Below are 20,292 nucleotides of genomic sequence, written 5' to 3'. Positions count from 1 at the left end.
ATGGTATGATTTTGTCTTGTAGTTGTAAAGAAGAATTTAAGAAGGTGATTGTTATGTGGGAATCGATTAAATGGTTAATTCCGTCTGTGACCGCACCGACTGTAGCGGATGGTCTGGCGGCTGCTGCAATAATTGTCGTTGGGTTACTCGTCATTCGATTCATAATACGGCCGCTGCTATTCAAAATCGCGGATTTGTTCAATAAAAAAAATCATCCGGTTTTTGGTGACATTACAAAGAGTGTGTACCCATCAATACGGAATGCCATTATTTTCAGCCTGATTGTGATGGCAGCCTCTCTATTAGTGGAAGTATGGCTATTTGATAATGCAAAACTCGGTATTTATATCGATTCAGTGTATGTATTTTTTGCGTTTAAAGCGCTGTATGATGTACTCGGTTTTTATTTGAAAAATCCGCATCGGTTTGAAACTGGGAAAGATCAGGATATCTTAACGCCGTTTTTCTTACGGATGAGTAAAGTTGCGGTTATGGTAATTGCGATGTTTACAATTGCGTCTCTGTGGAACTTTAATTTAAACGGGTTTTTAACTGCGATTGGACTAACAGGTGTTGCGCTCGCATTTGGTATTCGTGATACGCTCGCACATATATTCGGCGGGATGAGTGTTGCCTTGGATAAACCATTCCAAATCGGGGATTGGGTCATGTCGAGTGATGAAAAAATCGACGGGACGATTCAGGATATTAATTTGCGCAGTACGGTCATTCAAACATCTGATAAAGGGACTGTTTATGTACCGAACTCGTATTTAGTCAATCGACCGATTTACAATTTGTCGAATCGGACAGAAAGAAAAGTGGAGCATTTCCTGCATATTTCCAATGAAAACAGTGAGGAAAGTATTGTGAAATTTTTGGAATCGGTACGTGAGCAAATTTCATTGCATCCGAAAATCTCGAAAAAAATCATTCATGTGGCGATGGATGAGCTGATGCCGACAAGCTGTCGTATTCTCATCCGATACTTTGTCGAGACGAATGATACGGGTATTATGCTGCAAGTACGTCAGGAAATATTATTTGTGGCAAAACATTACTGTGGAGTGTATGACATTAAACTAGTTGATCCGAATGACGGTCAGTATGCATGGAATAATGGATGACCAGTGCCAAATTTAGAAAATGTGGCGTAACGGTTCTACATCCAGTCTATAATTGTAGTATACTGAACATAAGGATTTAAAGTAACAAGCGTTAGAAATCCATTAGTTTACATAAGAGAGGATGTATCGCAAATGGCTGAGAAACAACAAGTAGCATTCGTACAACCAACACCGGTTGGTAAAGAAGAATTAGGGAAGATTGAAGTCGCGCCAGAAGTAATTGAAGTTATCGCAGGTATCGCTGCAACAGAAGTGGAAGGAATCGCAGCAACACGCGGAAATTTCGCATCAGGTGTTGCCGAGCGTTTCGGTAAAAAAGTCCATTCGAAAGGCATCAAGTCAGCAATGTCTGAAGAAGGCAATATCGTGATTGATGTATTCTGTACTGTAAAATATGGTTATGCCATTCCAAAAGTGGCGAAAGAAGTGCAAACAACGATTCGACAAGCCATTTTAAATATGACAGCCATCGAAACAAGCGAAGTGAACATCCACATTACAGGGATCCAGTTCGAAACTTCAAAAGACGCAGAATAATCGTATAAACATGAACCGAGCTCAATTAATTGAGGCTCGGTTTTTTTTCGTTCTCTCAAGAGCAAAGGCTTTAATTTAAAATTTTTTTCATATTTTTGTGAATTTTAGGATATGAACAAGGCAAAAATAGGGTATAGATTTAAAGTTTCATTTGGTAAGGAGGAAAACGGTATGGGAAACTTTTCTGCAAATGCAAGAGAGCGACTGAAAAAAACATTTATAGAAGACACCTTTGATCTATTTGTTATTGGTGGAGGAATTACAGGTGCGGGGATTGCACTTGATGCTGCTACACGTGGGTTAAAAGTAGGGTTGGCAGAAATGCAGGACTTTGCGGAAGGAACCAGTAGCCGATCGACAAAACTTGTGCACGGCGGCCTGCGCTACTTAAAACAATTCGAAATAAAAGAGGTTGCCGAGCTTGGTCGAGAGCGGGCAATTGTTTATGAAAACGGACCACATGTAACAACACCTGTATGGATGTTGCTTCCCTTCCATAAAGGAGGGACATTTGGTTCGTTTTCGACAGCGCTTGGATTAAAAGTATATGACGTATTAGCCAATGTCAAAAAGGATGAAAGACGTTTTATGCTTTCTGCAGATGAAACGATTGCCCGTGAACCACTTATTAAAAAGGACGGTTTGCTCGGTGGCGGCGTTTATGTAGAATACCGTACGGACGATGCGCGCCTGACAATCGAAGTAATGAAGGCGGCTGTTGCCAACGGGGCAATCGCAATGAATCACTTAAAGGTTGTCGGTATTGAAGCGAATAACGTTGCCTTTTCTAAAGTGACAGTGGAAGATCAGCTTACTGGGGAACAATATGAAATTCGAGCAAAGAAAGTCGTCAATGCGGCAGGTCCATGGGTTGATGCTGTGCGCAAATTAGATGGGGAACTTAATAACAAACATCTTATTTTATCAAAAGGTGTGCATCTCGTTTTCGACGAGGATGACTTCCCTCTGCAGCAGGCGATCTATTTTGATACCGAAAAAGATGGACGAATGATTTTTGCAATTCCGCGAGATGGCAAAGCATACGTAGGAACAACAGATACATTTTATGAAGGCGATCCTGCAGACATAAAGGTAACGAAAGAGGATCGACAATATATTATGGATGCGATTCACTATATGTTCCCGCAAATGCAACTGACAGAAGATAAAATTGAATCAGCTTGGGCAGGGGTGAGACCGCTTATCCACGAAGAAGGTAAGGGGCCGTCGGAAATTTCACGTAAAGATGAAATTTGGCAATCGGAAAGTGGACTGATTACGATTGCAGGAGGGAAACTGACAGGCTACCGTAAAATGGCGGAAAAAATTGTCGACCTTGTCGTAAAACAATTAAACGACGAGTACCAGATGAAATACGGCAAATCCATTACAAAAAATCTACCTATTTCGGGCGGGGAAACGAGCGGCTCGAAGTTTTTTGAATCGTTTGTTGAAAAACGGACGGTGAAAGGCCAAGACCTTGGGTTAACGGAAGAACAGAGCCGTTATTTAGCAAAATTCTACGGTACAAATGTTGATAAAGTATTCGATTATATTAAACAGGCAAAAGGGAACTTACCGCCGATCGTTTACGGTCAGCTGTACTATGCGATAAACGAGGAAAGTGCATGTACTCCTACCGACTTTTTCGTTCGTCGTACCGGTGCACTATTATTTAATATCCACCTTGTCAAACAATATAAACAGCTTGTTATTGATGAAATGAGTGACTACCTAAACTGGACAGCAGAAGAAAAGCAGCAGCATACAGATCAACTAGAACAGGAACTACAGGACGTAACAATGACATAGTGAAAAGAGGCGAAGGGAATGTCTACATTTTTAGCAGAATTAGTAGGAACGATGATATTAATTATTTTAGGTGGCGGGGTTGTTGCTGGTTCCTTGCTGAAATTTTCCAAAGCGGAAAATAGCGGCTGGGTCGTAATTACAATCGCCTGGGGTTTTGCCGTGGCAATCGCGGCATATACTGTAGGCGGAATAAGTGGTGCCCACTTAAACCCTGCATTGACAATAGCATTTGCAACAATTGGTGACTTCCCATGGGCGGATGTTCCGATGTATATTATTGCACAAATATTAGGTGCAATTATTGGCGCAATTATCGTATATATTGCCTATTTGCCACACTGGTCACAAACGAAAGATCAAGATGCGAAATTAGCCGTTTTTGCTACAATTCCTGCCATTCGTCATCCCTTGGCAAACATGGTAACAGAAATGATAGGGACTTTTATATTATTATTAGGGATTTTAGCATTAGGCGGTAATTCATTGGCTGATGGTATTAATCCATTGCTTGTCGGTATTATCGTTATTGCGATTGGTATGAGTTTAGGCGGACCAACAGGCTACGCCATTAATCCTGCCCGTGATTTAGGACCCCGTATCGCGCATTTCTTCTTACCGATTCCAGGTAAGCGTGATTCGGACTGGTCTTATGCCTTTGTGCCAATTGTCGGACCGATTATAGGTGGCGTAACAGGCGCACTGTTTTACAAACAATTCTTTTTAAATGAAAATTCAGTGGCATTTTGGTTGTTTACAACGTTATTCGTTGTCATTTGTGTCATTGCATTTATTACACAATCCAAATCCGCTAAAAAGGAGATCGTATAATGGAAAAGTATATTATGGCGTTAGATCAGGGTACGACGAGTTCACGTGCCATTTTATTCGATAAAAAAGGGGATATCGTTCATACAGCGCAGCAGGAATTTAAACAACATTTCCCGAAATCGGGTTGGGTTGAGCATAATGCAAAGGAAATTTGGAGTTCAATTTTATCGGTAATCGCAAAAGTATTATCGGAAAATAATATCCAAGCGTCGCAAATTGAAGGAATCGGGATTACGAACCAGCGTGAGACGACGGTTGTCTGGGATAAAAATACGGGTGAGCCGGTATATAATGCAATCGTTTGGCAATCGCGCCAAACTGCGGATATTTGCGATTCTTTAAAGGAAGCAGGGCATAATGAACTGTTCCGTAATAAAACCGGTTTGCTTATTGATGCTTATTTTTCCGGCACGAAAGTAAAATGGATATTGGACAATGTTAAAGGTACACGCGAAAAGGCGGAAGCTGGCGATCTATTATTCGGAACAATTGATACATGGATTATTTGGAAGCTGACAGAAGGCGCTGTTCATGTAACGGACTACTCGAATGCTTCGCGAACATTAATGTATAATATTTACGAATTAAAATGGGATGAGGAATTGCTGGACATTTTAGGGGTTCCTGCTTCCATGCTTCCTGAAGTAAAACCGTCCTCTGAAATTTACGGGGAAATTGCGGGGAATCACTTCTTTGGTCATCGTGTACCGATCGCGGGTATTGCCGGAGACCAGCAGGCAGCATTATTCGGTCAAGCTTGCTATGAACAAGGAATGGTAAAAAATACTTACGGTACCGGTTGTTTCATGCTGATGAATACAGGTGAGGAAGCGGTAAAATCGGAGCACGGCCTACTTACAACTATCGCGTGGGGCTATGACGGAAAAGTGACATATGCGCTTGAAGGAAGTATCTTTGTAGCGGGTTCGGCAATTCAGTGGCTTCGTGACGGGCTTCGTATGTTCCGGAAATCTGCTGAAAGTGAAGCGTATGCAGCACGTGTAAAAGATACGGATGGTGTGTATGTTGTACCGGCATTTGTCGGACTGGGAACACCGTATTGGGATAGTGAAGTGCGCGGTGCGGTATTCGGTTTAACACGAGGCACTTCGAAGGAACACTTTATCCGTGCGACATTGGAGTCACTTGCCTATCAAACTCGCGATGTGTTGTCGGCGATGGAATCGGATTCAGGCATCGACTTGAGAAAATTACGCGTTGACGGTGGTGCAGTTATGAACGACTTTTTAATGCAATTCCAGTCGGATATTTTAAACGTGCCTGTTGAACGTCCATCGGTTAATGAAACAACAGCACTGGGTGCAGCTTATTTAGCTGGTTTGGCTGTAGGGTTCTGGGAGAATCTCGACGAAGTGCAAAAGCATTGGCAGCTTAATCGCCAATTTGAACCGGCAATGGATGAAGTGCAGCGCGAATCATTATTCACAGGATGGCACAAAGCTGTTAAAGCTGCACAGGCGTTTAAGTGATAAAATATACTAGAAAATAAATGACCTTCAAGCCATTTGGCAGCAGCTTCCTATTCTCTATCGAAATTATGCTATAATAGGTCATTATCTAGTTGAGGAGTTAAAAGATATGAGCAAAGATTATATTCGTACAGCAAATGAAGAAGATTTAACGTTGATTAACGCTTATTTTAAACAAGCATTGTCACACTATGAAGAAGTCGGAGAGCTGATGGCGATGCAGGACATCCGTTATTTCCTGGAAAATATGGAGCATTTCCAGTTCTACGTACTAAAAGAAACAGCTGAACAAATTACGTACCTGTTTGAGTTCCCGGAATCAGGAGACGAAAAGCGCGAAACAGGCACGCTAATGATCCCGTTACAGAATAATTAATTTCACATTATAATTTAAGATGCCTTTAATAAGTTTTATAACGAGTTGATTGAAATGGAGGGAAGGCGAGTGTAGCTGACGGCTGGCGCCTTTCGCTACAAGCAAGCTTCCAGCAGGAATAGCGTGATGCCTGAGACTAGGAACAAAAGCTAAGAACGCCACATCCTGTGGCAACGCTTTTGTGACCAACATCCTGTTGGCCTCACGCCTGCGGAAAGCGTCCGACCCGCAATGGCAATCAACTACCTAATATAAAAACCTGGTATATTATTAACGGAATTAATATAAACGACATGTTGATTTATCTCAAACATGTCGTTTTTTTATCGCAAATTTCACCATTTTAAGGAAGAATACAAAAATCTCTTTTAACAGCCAAAAATTTTCAGTCAAACTGTGCGATGCCTTGCAAAATATGCTATGATAACAAGTAATGCTACTTATGAAGGAGAGCTATTATTTATGAAACGAACAGAGGCGCGTCAAAAAGCGTTACAAGCTTTGTTTCAGTTAGACAGCACAGAATTGACAATAGAAGAGGCGATTGGTCATGTTCTTGAAGAAGAACAAAAATCGAATGCCTTTTTGGAGCAATTAGTTCGTGGTACAACTGAAAATCTAGAAGCAATTGATGCAGCGCTAGAAAAAAACCTAGAAAAATGGACGATTAACCGTCTGCCAAAAATTGAAAGAACAATTTTACGTCTAGCTGTATATGAATTATTATACGCAGAAGAAACGCCAAACAAAGTTATTATGAACGAAGCAATCGAGCTTTCTAAAACATTCGGTGACGATAAATCAAGCAAGTTCGTCAATGGTGTACTTTCGAAATTTACTGAGCAATAAATCAACAAATGTATTCAATTCTATAAAGATTAATATATCAAGATTTAACTGGTAGGTTGTCATAACAAGTGTCAGTGTTTATTAAAAATACAAGCAGCAGGCAGCCTTTCCGATTGTCGTAATCACTGGAAGGAGCAACAACATGTCAAGCGTAATTATTAATGGTAAAGAAATCGGTCAAGAAATTCGAACAGGGGTCGCTACTCGTGTACAAGCGCTAAAAGAAAAAGGGATCACACCCGGATTAGCTGTCATTTTAGTAGGAGACAATCCCGCATCCAAAACATATGTAGCAAACAAGCAAAAGTCTTGTGAGCAAATTGGGATGTATTCGGAACTTGTCAAACTACCTGAAGATATTTCAGAACAGGCTTTACTTGAAAAAATTCGTGAATTAAACGAACGTGCTTCAATTCACGGTATTCTCGTTCAGCTTCCATTACCGAAACATATCGATGAGGATAAAGTAATCCAAACGATTTCTCCGGAGAAAGACGTGGATGGATTCTCACCGATTAGTGTAGGGAAAATGATGCTTGGACAGGATACATACTTGCCATGTACTCCTTATGGGGTTATGAAAATGCTCGAACATGCGGGAATAGATGTTGCAGGAAAGCATGCAGTCATCGTTGGACGCAGCCATATCGTCGGGAAACCGATGGGACAACTATTGTTGCAAAAAGATGCTACAGTAACGTATACACATTCCAAAACACCGGATTTACCAGCCTTTACGAAACAGGCCGATATTTTAATCGCTGCTGTCGGTCGTGCAAACTTTATTACAAGTGAGCATATTAAAGAAGGTGCAGTTGTCATTGATGTGGGGATTAACCGCAACCAAGACAACCGTTTATGCGGTGACGTCGACTTTGACGATGTACAAGGAATCGCTTCACATATTACACCCGTTCCAGGCGGTGTCGGTCCAATGACGATTACGATGTTACTGGAAAACACCGTACAAGCAGCTGAAAAAGAGTTAGAACGTCAAGAGAATTAATCTAACTTCAAAAATCACGATTTTGATGTAGATCAAAATCGTGATTTTTAGCTTATAGGGCACAATAAAGAATACTTAAGGATAAATATTTCGTTTATTTTTCCTCTTTATCTAATGATGAACCGGCAATTCTGCCGTTCGCATCAAAAATCACATACAAGAAAAAGTACTACCGTAAAGGAGCAATACGTTTATGACATCGAATTCTTATTTATCCGTAAAAGCATTAACTAAATATATTAAACGAAAATTTGATGCCGATCCGCATTTACGTGATGTGTACGTAACGGGAGAGCTTTCAAATGTAAAAGTACATAGTTCAGGTCATATTTATTTCACGCTGAAAGATGACGGTTCACGTATTAACGCGACGATGTTCCGTTCGCAGGCTTCGAAACTTTCCTTTAAGCCTGAAGAAGGGATGAAAGTTTTTATACGTGGCGATGTGAATGTCTATGAAGCAAGCGGCGCGTATCAGCTTTATGCACAAACGATGGAGCCGGACGGGATTGGCGGATTATTCGTCGCATTTAATCAGTTGAAGGAACGTCTTCAAAAAGAAGGCTTATTCAATCCGAATTTTAAGCAGCCGATTCCGCAATTTCCGAAAACGATCGGTGTATTAACAGCGACGACTGGTGCAGCCATCCGCGATATTTGCACAACGATTAACCGACGCTATCCACAGGCTGAAATTTTAATCTATCCGACGCTCGTACAGGGAGCAGGTGCGGCGCCAAATATTACTGAAAATATTTATTTAGCGAACCGCCATGAATTTTGTGATGTACTCATTGTTGGTCGTGGTGGCGGATCGATTGAAGATTTATGGGCGTTTAATGAAGAAATCGTCGCACGGGCGATTTTTGAGAGCCGTATTCCGGTTATTAGTGCTGTCGGACATGAAACCGATACGACGATTGCCGATTTTGTCGCGGATTTACGTGCACCGACACCAACTGCTGCGGCAGAACTGGCCGTCCCGAATCAGCAGCAGCTGTACCAGCAAATACTTCATCATCAGTCGATTCTTCATCAAATGATGACATCAAAGCTTAATTTTGAACGCAATCGCTTAACGAAACTGCAAAATTCCTATCCGCTTGCAACACCTGAGCGATTATATCGTCCTTTTATTGAAAGGCTAATACAAGTGGATTTATCACTGCAAAATGCAACGAAGCTTTATATGATGAATGAAAAATCAAAACTGCAGTCAATAGACAGCAAGATGAAGCTGTATTCGCCGGTGCATCAGTTAACCGCAGCCAAACAGCAGCTTACACATCGTACGCAAACAATGACAAATCGAATGCAACAACAGCTTGCACAAAAAAAAGTCGCTTTTACAAATCAGCTGCGTATGCTGGAGGCGTTAAATCCGCTCGCATTAATGAGTAAAGGCTTCAACGTGGCATATAAAGAGGAAAACGTAGTAAAATCAGTTCACGAGCTGGAAAAAGGCGACGTGATTCAATTGACGTTTCAAGATGGATATGCCGAAGCGAAAATTGAGAAAAAGCATGTGCAAAAGGAAGGGGAAGCAAAGTGACAAAACCGACATTTGCGACAGCAATGACAGAATTAGAAGAAGTTGTACGTAAGCTTGAACAAGGTGATGTTCCACTGGAAGAAGCCATTGACCTTTACAAAAAAGGAATGGAACTATCAAAACTTTGTCATGATACACTGCAAAACGCAGAACAGCAATTAATTTCAATCGTTGGAGAAGATGGTGAAAAGAAAGCTTTCCAACAAGGAAATGGAGAAGACTAACAGATGGAAAACACGTTAAAGCAGTTTATTGATCATAATATACCGCAGCTGGAAACGACAATGTATGAACTCGTTGAATCGATACAAGCACCTGCACATTTAAAAGAATCGATGCTGTATTCATTAAATGCAGGAGGCAAACGAATTCGTCCGTTATTTGTTGTGGCGGTTTGCGAAATGTACAATCTGTCTCTTGAGGAAAGTTATTCAGTAGGCTCTGCTGTTGAAATGATCCATACGTATTCGTTAATCCATGATGACTTGCCAAGTATGGATGATGATGAATTGCGCCGAGGCAAGCCAACGAACCATGTTGTATATGGTGAAGCATTGGCAACTTTGGCTGGTGACGCTTTAAACACATTGGCATTTGGTGTTATCGCACGTCTAAATAATCTTTCTGCAGAAAAACGCATTGAGCTTGTTAATCTGTTAAGTATTGCGGCAGGTGCTGAAGGAATGGTCGGCGGACAAGTGCTTGATATGGACGGAGAAAAACGTCTATTAAATTTACAGGAGCTTGAAACGGTTCATGTTAATAAAACAGGCGCACTACTTCGTTTTAGTATTGAAGCAGGTGCCGTGCTGGCAAATGCAAGTAGTTCTGACCGTGAAGCATTAGTGGAATATGCGCACCATATCGGTTTAGCCTTCCAAATTCAAGATGATATTTTAGATATTGAGGGAACTTCGGAACAGCTAGGGAAAACAGCAGGAAAAGATGTTGCAAGCGAAAAAAGTACATACCCTGCTTTACTTACATTAGACGGTGCAAAGCAAAAGCTGGATGAGCATTATGAGCTGGCGATTGAAGCATTGCAAAAAATCGACACTGATACGACATTGCTTCGACAATTTGCACAGTATATTGTGAGACGTAGTAACTAAAATGTGTTAAACTTTTGTCTTGTGTTGTACATTGATATAATAGAAAAATCACAACGGTGAATAAACTGATGAAAAGGTGTGTGGATGAGATGGATTTAACGAAAATTTCTAGTCCATCCTTTTTGAAAGACTTGAATAAAAAGCAACTGGAAGCGCTGGCTGTAGAAATTCGCGCTTTTCTGATCGAAAAATGTTCAATTACGGGTGGTCATATTGGCCCGAATTTAGGTGTTGTTGAGCTGACGATTGCACTGCATAAAGCTTTTAACAGTCCAAAGGATAAATTTTTATGGGATGTCGGGCATCAAGCATATGTCCACAAAATTTTAACAGGCCGGGCAAGTCAATTTGACACATTGCGTCAATTTAAAGGACTATGCGGTTTCCCGAAGCTTGTCGAAAGTGAACACGATATGTGGGAAACAGGGCATAGTTCCACATCTTTATCTGCAGCGATGGGTATGGCTGCGGCTAGAGATATTAAAGGGGACAAAAACTTTGTTGTTCCGATTATCGGTGATGGTGCACTGACAGGCGGTATGGCACTGGAAGCATTGAACCATATTGGTCATGAAAAAACGAATATGATCGTTATTTTAAATGATAACGAAATGTCGATTGCACCGAACGTTGGGGCATTGCATGATGTTTTAGGGCGTCTGCGTACGGCAAAGGAATATTCACGTGCAAAAGAAGATTTGGAATCATTAATTCACAAAATTCCAATGGTTGGCGACAAGCTGGCCGCTACTGCTGAACGTGTGAAAGACAGCCTAAAGTATTTAGTTGTATCAGGTGTATTCTTTGAGGAATTAGGATTCAAATATTTAGGTCCGATTGACGGGCATGATTTTGAGGCACTGGAGAAAACTTTGGAATATGCGAAAAAAGTACAAGGTCCTGTACTTGTCCATGTATTGACGAAAAAAGGTAAAGGCTACAAACCTGCCGAAGACGATACAATCGGTACTTGGCATGGCACGGGTCCATATAAAATGGAAACAGGCGCTTTCGTAAAATCTTCAACAAAAGGTCCGGCGTGGAGCAGCTTAGTCGCGGAATCGGTTCGTAAATGCATGAAGGAAGATAACCGGATTGTAACGATTACACCGGCAATGCCTGTCGGTTCAAAACTTGAAGGCATTCAAAAAGACTTCCCGAATCGCTTCTTTGATGTAGGGATTGCCGAACAGCATGCAACAACAATGGCGGCAGGTCTTGCAACACAACATATGAAACCGTTTTTATCAATTTATTCGACGTTTTTACAGCGTGCGTATGACCAGGTGCTGCATGATATTGCACGCCCGAATTTAAATGTTTTCATCGGTATTGACCGTGCAGGCCTTGTTGGCGCGGACGGCGAAACACATCAAGGTGTATTTGATATTTCGTTTTTACGTCATATCCCGAATATCGTCCTGATGATGCCTAAAGATGAAAATGAAGGTCAGCATATGGTGAAAACAGCGATTGAGTATAATGATGGTCCAATCGCACTTCGTTACCCTCGCGGCAATGGTTTAGGTGTTGAAATGGATGCGGAAATGAAAGCATTGCCGATCGGTTCATGGGAAGTGTTGCGTGAAGGTTCGGATGCAGTTATTCTGACATTCGGTACAACGATTCCAATGGCATTGAAGGCAGCGGAACAGTTGGCATACCAAGGTATTGATGTACGTGTTGTTAATGCACGTTTCATTAAACCGATGGATGAAGTGATGCTGCATGAAATTATGCAGGAAAACTTGCCGATTTTAACTATTGAAGAATCATTGCTGCAAGGCGGATTTGGTAGTGCAGTGCTGGAATTTGCATTTGATAAGAAATACCGCAATGTTCAAATCGAACGTATCGGGATTCCGGATGAATTTATCGAGCATGGTGAAGTTGATTTATTATTAGAAGAAATAAACGTGACAGCTGAAGAAGCGGTAAAACGTATTACACAGCTTGTACCGAATAAACAGTCGGATAGGGTTAAATAAAGAATGACAAAGCAAAAAAAAGAACGAGTAGATGTAATGCTTGTTGAACGCGGTTTATGTGAGACGCGGGAAAAGGCAAAGCGCTCGATTATGGCTGGTCTCGTATTCTCAAACGAAATCCGCATTGATAAAGCAGGGGAAAAAATCGAAATCGATGCACCGCTGCAAGTAAAAGGCTCACAGTTAAAATATGTGTCACGTGGCGGATTGAAGCTGGAAAAGGCACTTGAAATTTTTGACCTATCTGTAGAAGGTAAACTAATGCTTGATATCGGCTCTTCAACAGGCGGTTTTACGGATTGTGCACTGCAAAACGGTGCGCGTCATTGCTATGCACTGGATGTCGGATCGAACCAGCTTGCATGGAAAATCCGTTCAGACGAGCGTGTAACGGTTATGGAAAAAACAAATTTCCGTTACACAAAGCCGGAAGATTTAGTAGAAGGCTTACCAAGTTTCGCGACAATCGATGTTTCGTTCATTTCGCTATCGTTGATTCTGCCTGTATTAAAAACTGTTTTAGTGCAAGGTGGCGATGTTATGGCACTTGTAAAGCCGCAATTTGAAGCAGGTCGAGAAAACGTAGGGAAAAAAGGTATTGTCCGTGAACCGAAAGTCCATTTAGCCGTTTTAGAAGAAACAGCTAAAATGGCAACGGAAATCGGATTTGTTGTAAAGGATGCTTCGTTTTCACCGATTACAGGCGGGGAAGGGAATATTGAATTTTTATTCCATTTATATAATCCGCATGACGGTGAGGAAGTAGAAGCCTTCACAAATTTCGAGCAAGTCGTAAAAGAAGCGCATATGCAGCTGAAATAATGGAAAGCACAAAACAGATTCTTATGGATTTGTTTTGTGCTTTTATTTTTGTTTAGTTGAATGGACTGTGATTAAGCGTGTTAAATTGAAGTTTTATTTTAAACTAGTGAACAAATTTTATGCGAAATTTGTAGCTGATTACTTTCCTTTTTGTGTAGAAAACAGTCGGAAAAAACGGATTTTTGAACATATGTACGGTTTTTTCTTGTTTTTCCTTTATGCAAATGGTAGTGTAAATATACATATATTCTTATACATTTTAATGAGGTGACTTTTGTGAACAAAGGACAGCGCCATATACGCATCCGTGATATTATTACAAATAACGAAATCGAGACACAGGACGATTTAGTCGATCAGCTGAAAAATGCCGGATACAACGTCACTCAAGCAACGGTTTCACGAGATATTAAAGAATTGCATTTAGTTAAAGTACCGTTACAGGACGGTCGTTATAAATATAGTTTACCAGCGGACCAACGTTTCAACCCAATTCAAAAATTGCATCGTTCGTTGGCAGATGCTTTCGTTTCGATTGATGGAGCGTCACACTTTTTAGTAATGAAAACATTGCCGGGGAATGCAAATGCAATCGGATCATTGCTGGACCATCTGGACTGGTCGGAAATTTTAGGTACGATTTGTGGGGACGATACGATTTTAATCATGTGTCGAACAGAGGACGAACGTGAAGAAATAAAAAATCGCTTATTAGATATGCTGTAAACCGAGGTGGAATGGTTTGTTAAGAGAATTAAGCATTCGAAATTTTGCTATTATTGATGATTTAACCGTTAGTTTTTTCGGTGGTTTAACTGTTTTGACAGGTGAAACAGGTGCCGGAAAATCGATCATTATTGATGCGGTTAATATATTGGCTGGCGGACGTGGCTCTACCGAGTTTATCCGCCACGGAGAAAAAAAGGCGGAACTAGGCGGACTATTTCATGTGAATAATAGTCAGCATCCGATTTTTGCGAAACTCGAGGAACATGGGATTGAATCAGAAGAAGATACGATTATTTTAAGACGTGATTTGCACGATTCAGGAAAAAGCGTTTGCAGAGTGAACGGCAAACTTGTTCCATTATCTGTTTTACGGGATATTGGCGGCAGTTTAATCGACATTCATGGGCAACATGAAAATCAGGAGCTTATGGATGAAAAATTCCATATCAATTTACTGGATCATTATGCACATAATAAGCTTCAGCCCGTGAAAGCGAAGTACGATGAAGCGTATGAAGCGTATCGCCAACTAAAAAGAGAAGTGGCCGAGCTAAGTATGGACGAGCAGCGGATGGCCCAGCGCATTGATTTATATCAATTCCAAATTCAGGAGCTGGAACAGGCAGGTTTGAAAATTGATGAAGAAGAGGCATTGGATGAAGAACGCCTCCGTTTAATGAATTTCCATAAAATATTTGAACGTGCGAACATTGCGTATTCAGCGATTTCCGATGATGGAACAGGACTGGATTTTATCGGTAATGCGATGAATGCACTGGAAGACATTGTAGCACTTGATTCGAATTTCAAAGAAGCTTCAGAAGCGGTCACTTCGAGCTTCTATGCATTGCAGGATGCAGCATATCAGGTGAAAAATGTGCTCGATGATTTAGAGTATGACGCAGAGCGCTTGAATGAGGTCGAGCAGCGTCTTGCTTTATATCAAACTATGAAACGTAAATACGGTACGACAGTTGAAGAGATTTTAACGTATCATGAAAAAATCGAGGAAGAGTTAAGCCAGCTTATAAACCGTGATGAAACATTGCAGAAAAATGAGCAATTGCTTGCGAACATGGAAGCAGATCTAAATAAAATTGCCGAAGAATTGACGGCAATCCGCAAAGATAATGCAATTAAGCTTAGTGATGCCATTATGGATGAGCTGCGTATGCTTCATATGGAAAAAGCGCAGTTTATCGTTAAATTCGAGCCATTGAATCAGCTGGACGCGAACGGCAAGGATTTTGTTGCATTCTACATTTCTACAAATGTTGGGGAACCACCGAAGTCGTTACCTAAAGTCGCTTCTGGCGGGGAACTTTCGCGTATGATGCTGGCACTTAAAACCATTTTCTCTTCATCAAATGGCATTACGTCAATTATTTTCGATGAAGTCGATACGGGTGTAAGCGGACGTGTCGCTCAGGCTATTGCCGAAAAAATTGCCGCAATTTCAGTTAATTCGCAAGTTTTATGTATTTCTCACTTGCCGCAAGTTGCCGCAATGGCGGATCATCATTATTACATTAAAAAGCAAGTTGAACACAACCGTACATTTACATCGATTACGGAAATGGAAGAAAAGGAACGAATTGTGGAAATCAGCCGCATGATGAGCGGGGCCGAAATTACAGACCTGACATTACAACATGCTTCAGAATTAATCCACATGGCCAATGAACGTAAGGAAATGATGAATTAAATATACAAAAACCGTCTAAAATTTCTAAAAATTTTAGACGGTTTTTTATTTTTTTAAACGTATAAGTTTTAAGGTCGCGGAGCAGCAAGGATTACAACGAATACATTCTAATTTTTCCTCATATCAACAAAATTTTTCCGTTCATAACTCCGTCAAATTTTCACATAGTAAGCGCATAGAGGAGGTGAAGGATGATTAAAAAATGGTCGATACTCGTTGCATTGCTTTTTATGTTATCACCAATAGAAGTATTGGGGAAATCATTAATTCCAATGGGCCATTCAATTGGCGTTCAGTTGGAGATGCCTTATGTAATGGTTGCACAGGACGTATTATTGGAAAATAGTGAGTGGTTGAAAAAGGGAGAACATATTTTAGAACTTAATGGTGAAAAGGTAAGCCAGTTAGAAGACATTGCCGGCAAAGGCGAATCATTTACACTGACCGTTGAAAATGGAAAGCAACAACGAGAGATCAACGTATCAGCTCATGAACTGGTGCATTTAAAACCATTTTTAAAAAGTGAAACAGATGGAATAGGAACGTTAACGTATATCGATCCTGAAACGATGGAATACGGAGCGCTTGGGCATCAAATTGTAGATTCTACAATGAAGCAGCCTCCGAAATTCAATGATGGTGCAATCTTTGAAGCATCAATCTCACAAGTGAAGAAAAGTACGCCTGGACAGCCAGGGTACAAAATTTCAGTTGTAGATAAATCACAAATGCCACTCGGTTCAGTAATAAGCAATGATGTATACGGTATTTTTGGTAATTGGAAACAATCATTACATGACAGTTTGCATCCACCGCTGGAAATTATACATGCAAATGAGTTAAAAAAGGGAAAAGCACAAATCTTAACGGCAATCGACGGGGAAGAAGTCAATTTGTTTGATATCGAAATTGACAAACAAACGGACAACACGTTTACTTTCAATGTCGTCGATGAACGTCTAATAAAGAAAACGGGCGGTATTGTTCAAGGGATGAGCGGAAGTCCTATTATACAGAATAACCAGTTCGTTGGTGCGGTAACGCATATGTTTATCGAAGAACCAACAAAAGGTGCCGGTATTCTTGTTATTGAAATGCTAAAAAAAAGCCCGTACTAAAAATACTTTAGACTATACTTTTTAATAAAGTGTAGTCTTTTTTTGCTTTTTTCATTACAATAGTACATGATAATAAATCGACAAATGATGAACCATATATTTCCTTGTCGAGAAACAGAGAAAAGATAATACTTGTTACTTATTTTTTATGAAAGAAAAGGAAATTTAGTAATTCTGTCGAAACTTCACTAAAGGACAATGCAAAATAAGAGAGATCGAAAGACAACTGTCGCTCATTTTTGTTACAATTGTATTACACAAGAAGTTTGGACATTTGTAAGAAAGCTCATACAATTTGCCATTGTAATGAATATATATAAGATAAAATTATTAAAGGGGGATTTTGTTTGTCAAAGGTGAAAATTGCGATTGCTGATGATAATCGCGAATTAGTTAAAATGATGGAAGTGTATTTTACGAATCATCCGCAAATTGAAATTGTTGCAACAGCGTCCAACGGAAAAATCTGTATTAAAATGTTGGAAGAGCATAAAATTGATGTTCTGCTATTGGATATCATTATGCCGCATTTGGATGGACTGGCTGTATTGGAAGAAATGTATAACGATGAGCGTCATACACAGACTCAAGTCATTATGCTAACTGCTTTTGGCCAAGAAGATGTAATGAAGCAGGCTGTGAATTTCGGTGCATCTTACTTCATGTTAAAGCCTTTTGAGTTTGAGCAGCTTGTTCAAAAAATTCTGCATTGTGCCGGAAAGAAAGTCGAACAGGAAAAACGAGTACCGGTGTTATCAACGAGTACCCCTGCAAAAATGGACACACGCTTATTGGATACAACGATTACAGGCATCATTAAAGAGATTGGTGTACCTGCACATATAAAAGGATACGCTTATTTACGTGAAGCGATCCAGATGGTTTACAATGATATTGAGTTACTAAGTTCGGTTACAAAAATTTTATATCCGGAAATCGCGAAAAAATTTGGGACAACCCCTTCACGTGTGGAACGTGCGATTCGCCATGCCATTGAAGTAGCCTGGAACCGCGGCAGCTATGAGAACATTTCGGAGCTGTTCGGCTATACAGTACACCATATGAAATCAAAACCGACTAACTCAGAGTTCATTGCGATGATTGCGGACAAGATCCGTATTGAGATGGTCGCGAGTTAAGCGCTGGTATGACTGCGTTTGTAGCATACAGGCTGGCGGAGAATGACCGGTAAACTTATTATAAATATCAATTATATAATGAAATTAATAGAGCCTTCTAAGACAGTTATATTACGACTGTTTTAGGTGGCGTTTTTTTCTAGGGGATTATGACCGTTATTAATCGGAATAGAGCGTTACATGCTCGATTGTAGCGCAATAGGATTATTAAAAAGTCGATGAGTTCGTATGAACAGTCGTTAAAACTGCCTGCACGTTACTTGGCGATGTTCCGCCAATAATAACGGAGCACGTTCGAGCTTATATCCGTTTAATCGAGGAACGTTTAAGGTAAGCGCTCCGGAAACTCCTTTTTATTACTGAGTGTGCTTTGCAGATAACACCCGTTTACCAGAACGGGATTACACAAAAATACTCCGTCTGTTGTCCAAGCAACAATTGACGCATCCTCTTTAAAATTTCTCTACAACTTTTCCTACACTAGCTGATTAATCCTCCTCAATATTTTCGATTAGCATTAGTTTTAACACCCGTTTACACTTGATATGCCAAAGCAATCCTTTAGTTAGCTGCTTTTTAACGTCAACATTGTTGGTATTAGCAATTAATATCCGTAATTTTTTAGTGCGTACTTTATGGAGCCTTATATCGTCTAAACATTTCCTTCTCTCAAGCTCATCCAAGTTAGCACCTCATTTAGTTTGGTTAACATTACCATACCTAAGATACATTTACACTATAAATCTCATTTATGCGCAGGGAAATTTGGCTAGACATGCGTTTTACCGGTTTCTTTATACCGTTCCAAAGGAATTATCCATCCTATTAGCTATAATGGAAATGTCTTCATCAACGAATATCAATGTATCCTTGATTATTACATAACTATCGACAGCCTGCGCTAGATGCTCGTCATTTTCTAGTATTTCTTTCAAATTTTCACTAACAAAGTAACAGTCTTCCGAACTATTATAAGAACAGTCTTCTATCTCACTAATTCCGGCTTCTTTAAAGTATTCATCCATTTTCTTTAAAATGTTATATAATTTCTTATCAGAGAAATACTTATATTCACTGCCATCAAACATCTGAATATATAAATATTTGAACTTATATTCACTCCAAAGTTCATCCTCATTCATAAGGAACAGGAAAAGAAATCTTTCCTCTGATTTATCGTTTCTATAATAGATCTCTTCAGTATTTAACTCATAATTTTTAATCCTTTTTAGAAAAAGCCTCTTGTTATCAAGTACAATTACACTCATTTCATAATCATCCTTTTACACTCTTTGGTAATTTATGAGTATTTTAACCTAAAAGAAGTTTTTTTAGACTATTTGAAACTATAATTAATGTAAATCATATTACGGGTATAAAAAATTTGTAATTAACGTTTAACAAAAAATAACAATGGGTAAAATTAGATAGCAAGGCTAAGAAATTCTTCGTCTTCGTTTTTACCTCCTTTCTTTGGATAATATGTTTGATAACGTATTGTTCTTTTTGTGTCTAGCTGGTGCTGGGCACTTTTTTTGTTGTCATAGGATTTTAATATTAATTTCACATTATTAATATAATTTCGCAGTAGAATAGGGGGACAACAATAAGGAGCGATGATAAATGAAACGATGGAAATTCGTATTGATCCTTCTCGGCGTCCTGACTTTTTTTCTGCTTGTAAGATTACCGCAAGACTTTAATGCATCTCCTACAACAACGGCCAATTCTCCGGATGAGGTTGTAAAAAAATATAAAGAAGAACTACACGTTCAACGTGAGACATGCTATAACGATATATTGCTGCTCGGTACATTAAGTAACACACAGCTTCAAACGATGGAAATTGAGCTTGAAAATTATTTAAATGAGTTGGGTACATTAAGAAATGAGATTATCGAAAATAATATAAACCATCAAAACTTAACCAATTCAATCGAACTAGATATTTTATTGATCAATCGTACACTTAGGGCTATTGAAACACGGGATGAAAAATATTTAAAAGACCTGTCAGATATGTATCATAATTTACTCCAATTCCAACGTTCACTATAATAAAATATTATAGATGTCTCTAACTTATGAGATAGATACTTTTC

Annotated in this window: 19 protein-coding genes; 18 read left to right on the top strand and 1 reads right to left on the bottom strand. The window is 39.7% G+C overall.

From position 1 onward, the window contains the following. Window positions 1-53 precede the first annotated feature (53 nt). The 17 genes from AC0VXV_RS11950 to spo0A all read left to right on the top strand — a co-directional run bounded on the left by AC0VXV_RS11950 (window position 54) and on the right by spo0A (window position 18,190). Window positions 54-1,127: a mechanosensitive ion channel family protein gene (locus AC0VXV_RS11950; protein ID WP_475528386.1), complete on the top strand. Its 1,074-nt coding sequence runs from the start codon at window positions 54-56 to the stop codon at window positions 1,125-1,127. Between the two features lie 132 nt (window positions 1,128-1,259). Beyond that, complete coding sequence (locus AC0VXV_RS11945; RefSeq protein WP_008404246.1) at window positions 1,260-1,664, top strand: Asp23/Gls24 family envelope stress response protein; 405 nt, start codon at window positions 1,260-1,262, stop codon at window positions 1,662-1,664. Window positions 1,665-1,835: 171 nt separating this feature from the next. Continuing rightward, window positions 1,836-3,476 (top strand): glycerol-3-phosphate dehydrogenase/oxidase, encoded by a 1,641-nt coding sequence (locus AC0VXV_RS11940; protein WP_475528385.1) that lies wholly within the window; start codon window positions 1,836-1,838, stop codon window positions 3,474-3,476. Between the two features lie 18 nt (window positions 3,477-3,494). Next, window positions 3,495-4,304, top strand: coding sequence for an MIP/aquaporin family protein (locus AC0VXV_RS11935; protein WP_079527606.1), 810 nt, complete (start codon window positions 3,495-3,497; stop codon window positions 4,302-4,304). Then, window positions 4,304-5,794, top strand: coding sequence for a glycerol kinase GlpK (gene glpK, locus AC0VXV_RS11930; protein WP_475528384.1), 1,491 nt, complete (start codon window positions 4,304-4,306; stop codon window positions 5,792-5,794). Before AC0VXV_RS11935 ends, glpK begins: the two co-directional genes overlap by 1 nt. Before the next feature lie 109 nt (window positions 5,795-5,903). Beyond that, a complete protein-coding gene (locus AC0VXV_RS11925) occupies window positions 5,904-6,170 on the top strand; it encodes an aminopeptidase (protein WP_475528383.1) in 267 nt (88 codons plus the stop codon). A gap of 462 nt (window positions 6,171-6,632) precedes the next feature. Then, window positions 6,633-7,019, top strand: coding sequence for a transcription antitermination factor NusB (gene nusB / locus AC0VXV_RS11920; RefSeq protein ID WP_079527600.1), 387 nt, complete (start codon window positions 6,633-6,635; stop codon window positions 7,017-7,019). Window positions 7,020-7,161: 142 nt separating this feature from the next. Continuing rightward, window positions 7,162-8,025 carry a bifunctional methylenetetrahydrofolate dehydrogenase/methenyltetrahydrofolate cyclohydrolase FolD gene (gene folD / locus AC0VXV_RS11915; RefSeq protein WP_475528382.1) on the top strand — a complete coding sequence of 288 codons (864 nt, stop codon included), beginning with the start codon at window positions 7,162-7,164 and terminating at the stop codon, window positions 8,023-8,025. A gap of 193 nt (window positions 8,026-8,218) precedes the next feature. Continuing rightward, window positions 8,219-9,577: an exodeoxyribonuclease VII large subunit gene (gene xseA, locus AC0VXV_RS11910; protein ID WP_475528381.1), complete on the top strand. Its 1,359-nt coding sequence runs from the start codon at window positions 8,219-8,221 to the stop codon at window positions 9,575-9,577. Further along, a complete protein-coding gene (gene xseB / locus AC0VXV_RS11905) occupies window positions 9,574-9,801 on the top strand; it encodes an exodeoxyribonuclease VII small subunit (protein ID WP_008404237.1) in 228 nt (75 codons plus the stop codon). The genes xseA and xseB overlap by 4 nt, the downstream gene beginning before the upstream one ends. Before the next feature lie 3 nt (window positions 9,802-9,804). After that, window positions 9,805-10,689, top strand: coding sequence for a polyprenyl synthetase family protein (locus AC0VXV_RS11900; protein WP_475528379.1), 885 nt, complete (start codon window positions 9,805-9,807; stop codon window positions 10,687-10,689). A gap of 89 nt (window positions 10,690-10,778) precedes the next feature. Further along, window positions 10,779-12,677 carry a 1-deoxy-D-xylulose-5-phosphate synthase gene (gene dxs / locus AC0VXV_RS11895; RefSeq protein ID WP_475528378.1) on the top strand — a complete coding sequence of 633 codons (1,899 nt, stop codon included), beginning with the start codon at window positions 10,779-10,781 and terminating at the stop codon, window positions 12,675-12,677. A gap of 3 nt (window positions 12,678-12,680) precedes the next feature. Continuing rightward, entirely contained in the window at window positions 12,681-13,499 is an 819-nt protein-coding gene (locus AC0VXV_RS11890; protein WP_475528377.1) for a TlyA family RNA methyltransferase, read from the top strand. 276 nt (window positions 13,500-13,775) lie between these two features. Further along, window positions 13,776-14,225: a transcriptional regulator AhrC/ArgR gene (gene ahrC / locus AC0VXV_RS11885; RefSeq protein WP_079527588.1), complete on the top strand. Its 450-nt coding sequence runs from the start codon at window positions 13,776-13,778 to the stop codon at window positions 14,223-14,225. 16 nt (window positions 14,226-14,241) lie between these two features. Beyond that, window positions 14,242-15,933 carry a DNA repair protein RecN gene (gene recN, locus AC0VXV_RS11880; RefSeq protein ID WP_475528376.1) on the top strand — a complete coding sequence of 564 codons (1,692 nt, stop codon included), beginning with the start codon at window positions 14,242-14,244 and terminating at the stop codon, window positions 15,931-15,933. A gap of 191 nt (window positions 15,934-16,124) precedes the next feature. Further along, the gene (locus tag AC0VXV_RS11875) at window positions 16,125-17,051 is read left to right on the top strand and encodes a SpoIVB peptidase S55 domain-containing protein (RefSeq protein WP_475528375.1); all 927 of its coding nucleotides are present in this window, start codon (window positions 16,125-16,127) and stop codon (window positions 17,049-17,051) included. A gap of 347 nt (window positions 17,052-17,398) precedes the next feature. Further along, complete coding sequence (gene spo0A, locus AC0VXV_RS11870) at window positions 17,399-18,190, top strand: sporulation transcription factor Spo0A (RefSeq protein ID WP_079527582.1); 792 nt, start codon at window positions 17,399-17,401, stop codon at window positions 18,188-18,190. Window positions 18,191-18,984: 794 nt separating this feature from the next. Here the strand turns inward: spo0A and AC0VXV_RS11865 are convergent. Further along, window positions 18,985-19,458, bottom strand: a complete 474-nt coding sequence (locus AC0VXV_RS11865; protein WP_475528374.1) for a DNA polymerase III subunit alpha — start codon at window positions 19,456-19,458, stop codon at window positions 18,985-18,987. 355 nt (window positions 19,459-19,813) lie between these two features. On the opposite strand from AC0VXV_RS11865, the gene AC0VXV_RS11860 reads away from it, so the two are divergent. Beyond that, window positions 19,814-20,248 (top strand): hypothetical protein, encoded by a 435-nt coding sequence (locus tag AC0VXV_RS11860; RefSeq protein ID WP_475528373.1) that lies wholly within the window; start codon window positions 19,814-19,816, stop codon window positions 20,246-20,248. Window positions 20,249-20,292 lie beyond the last annotated feature (44 nt).

It is taken from the genome of Solibacillus sp. iso_87 (genome assembly GCF_056173085.1).
The sequence above is the reverse complement of the archived record's forward strand: the minus strand, read 5'-3'. Positions and strand labels throughout refer to the sequence as shown.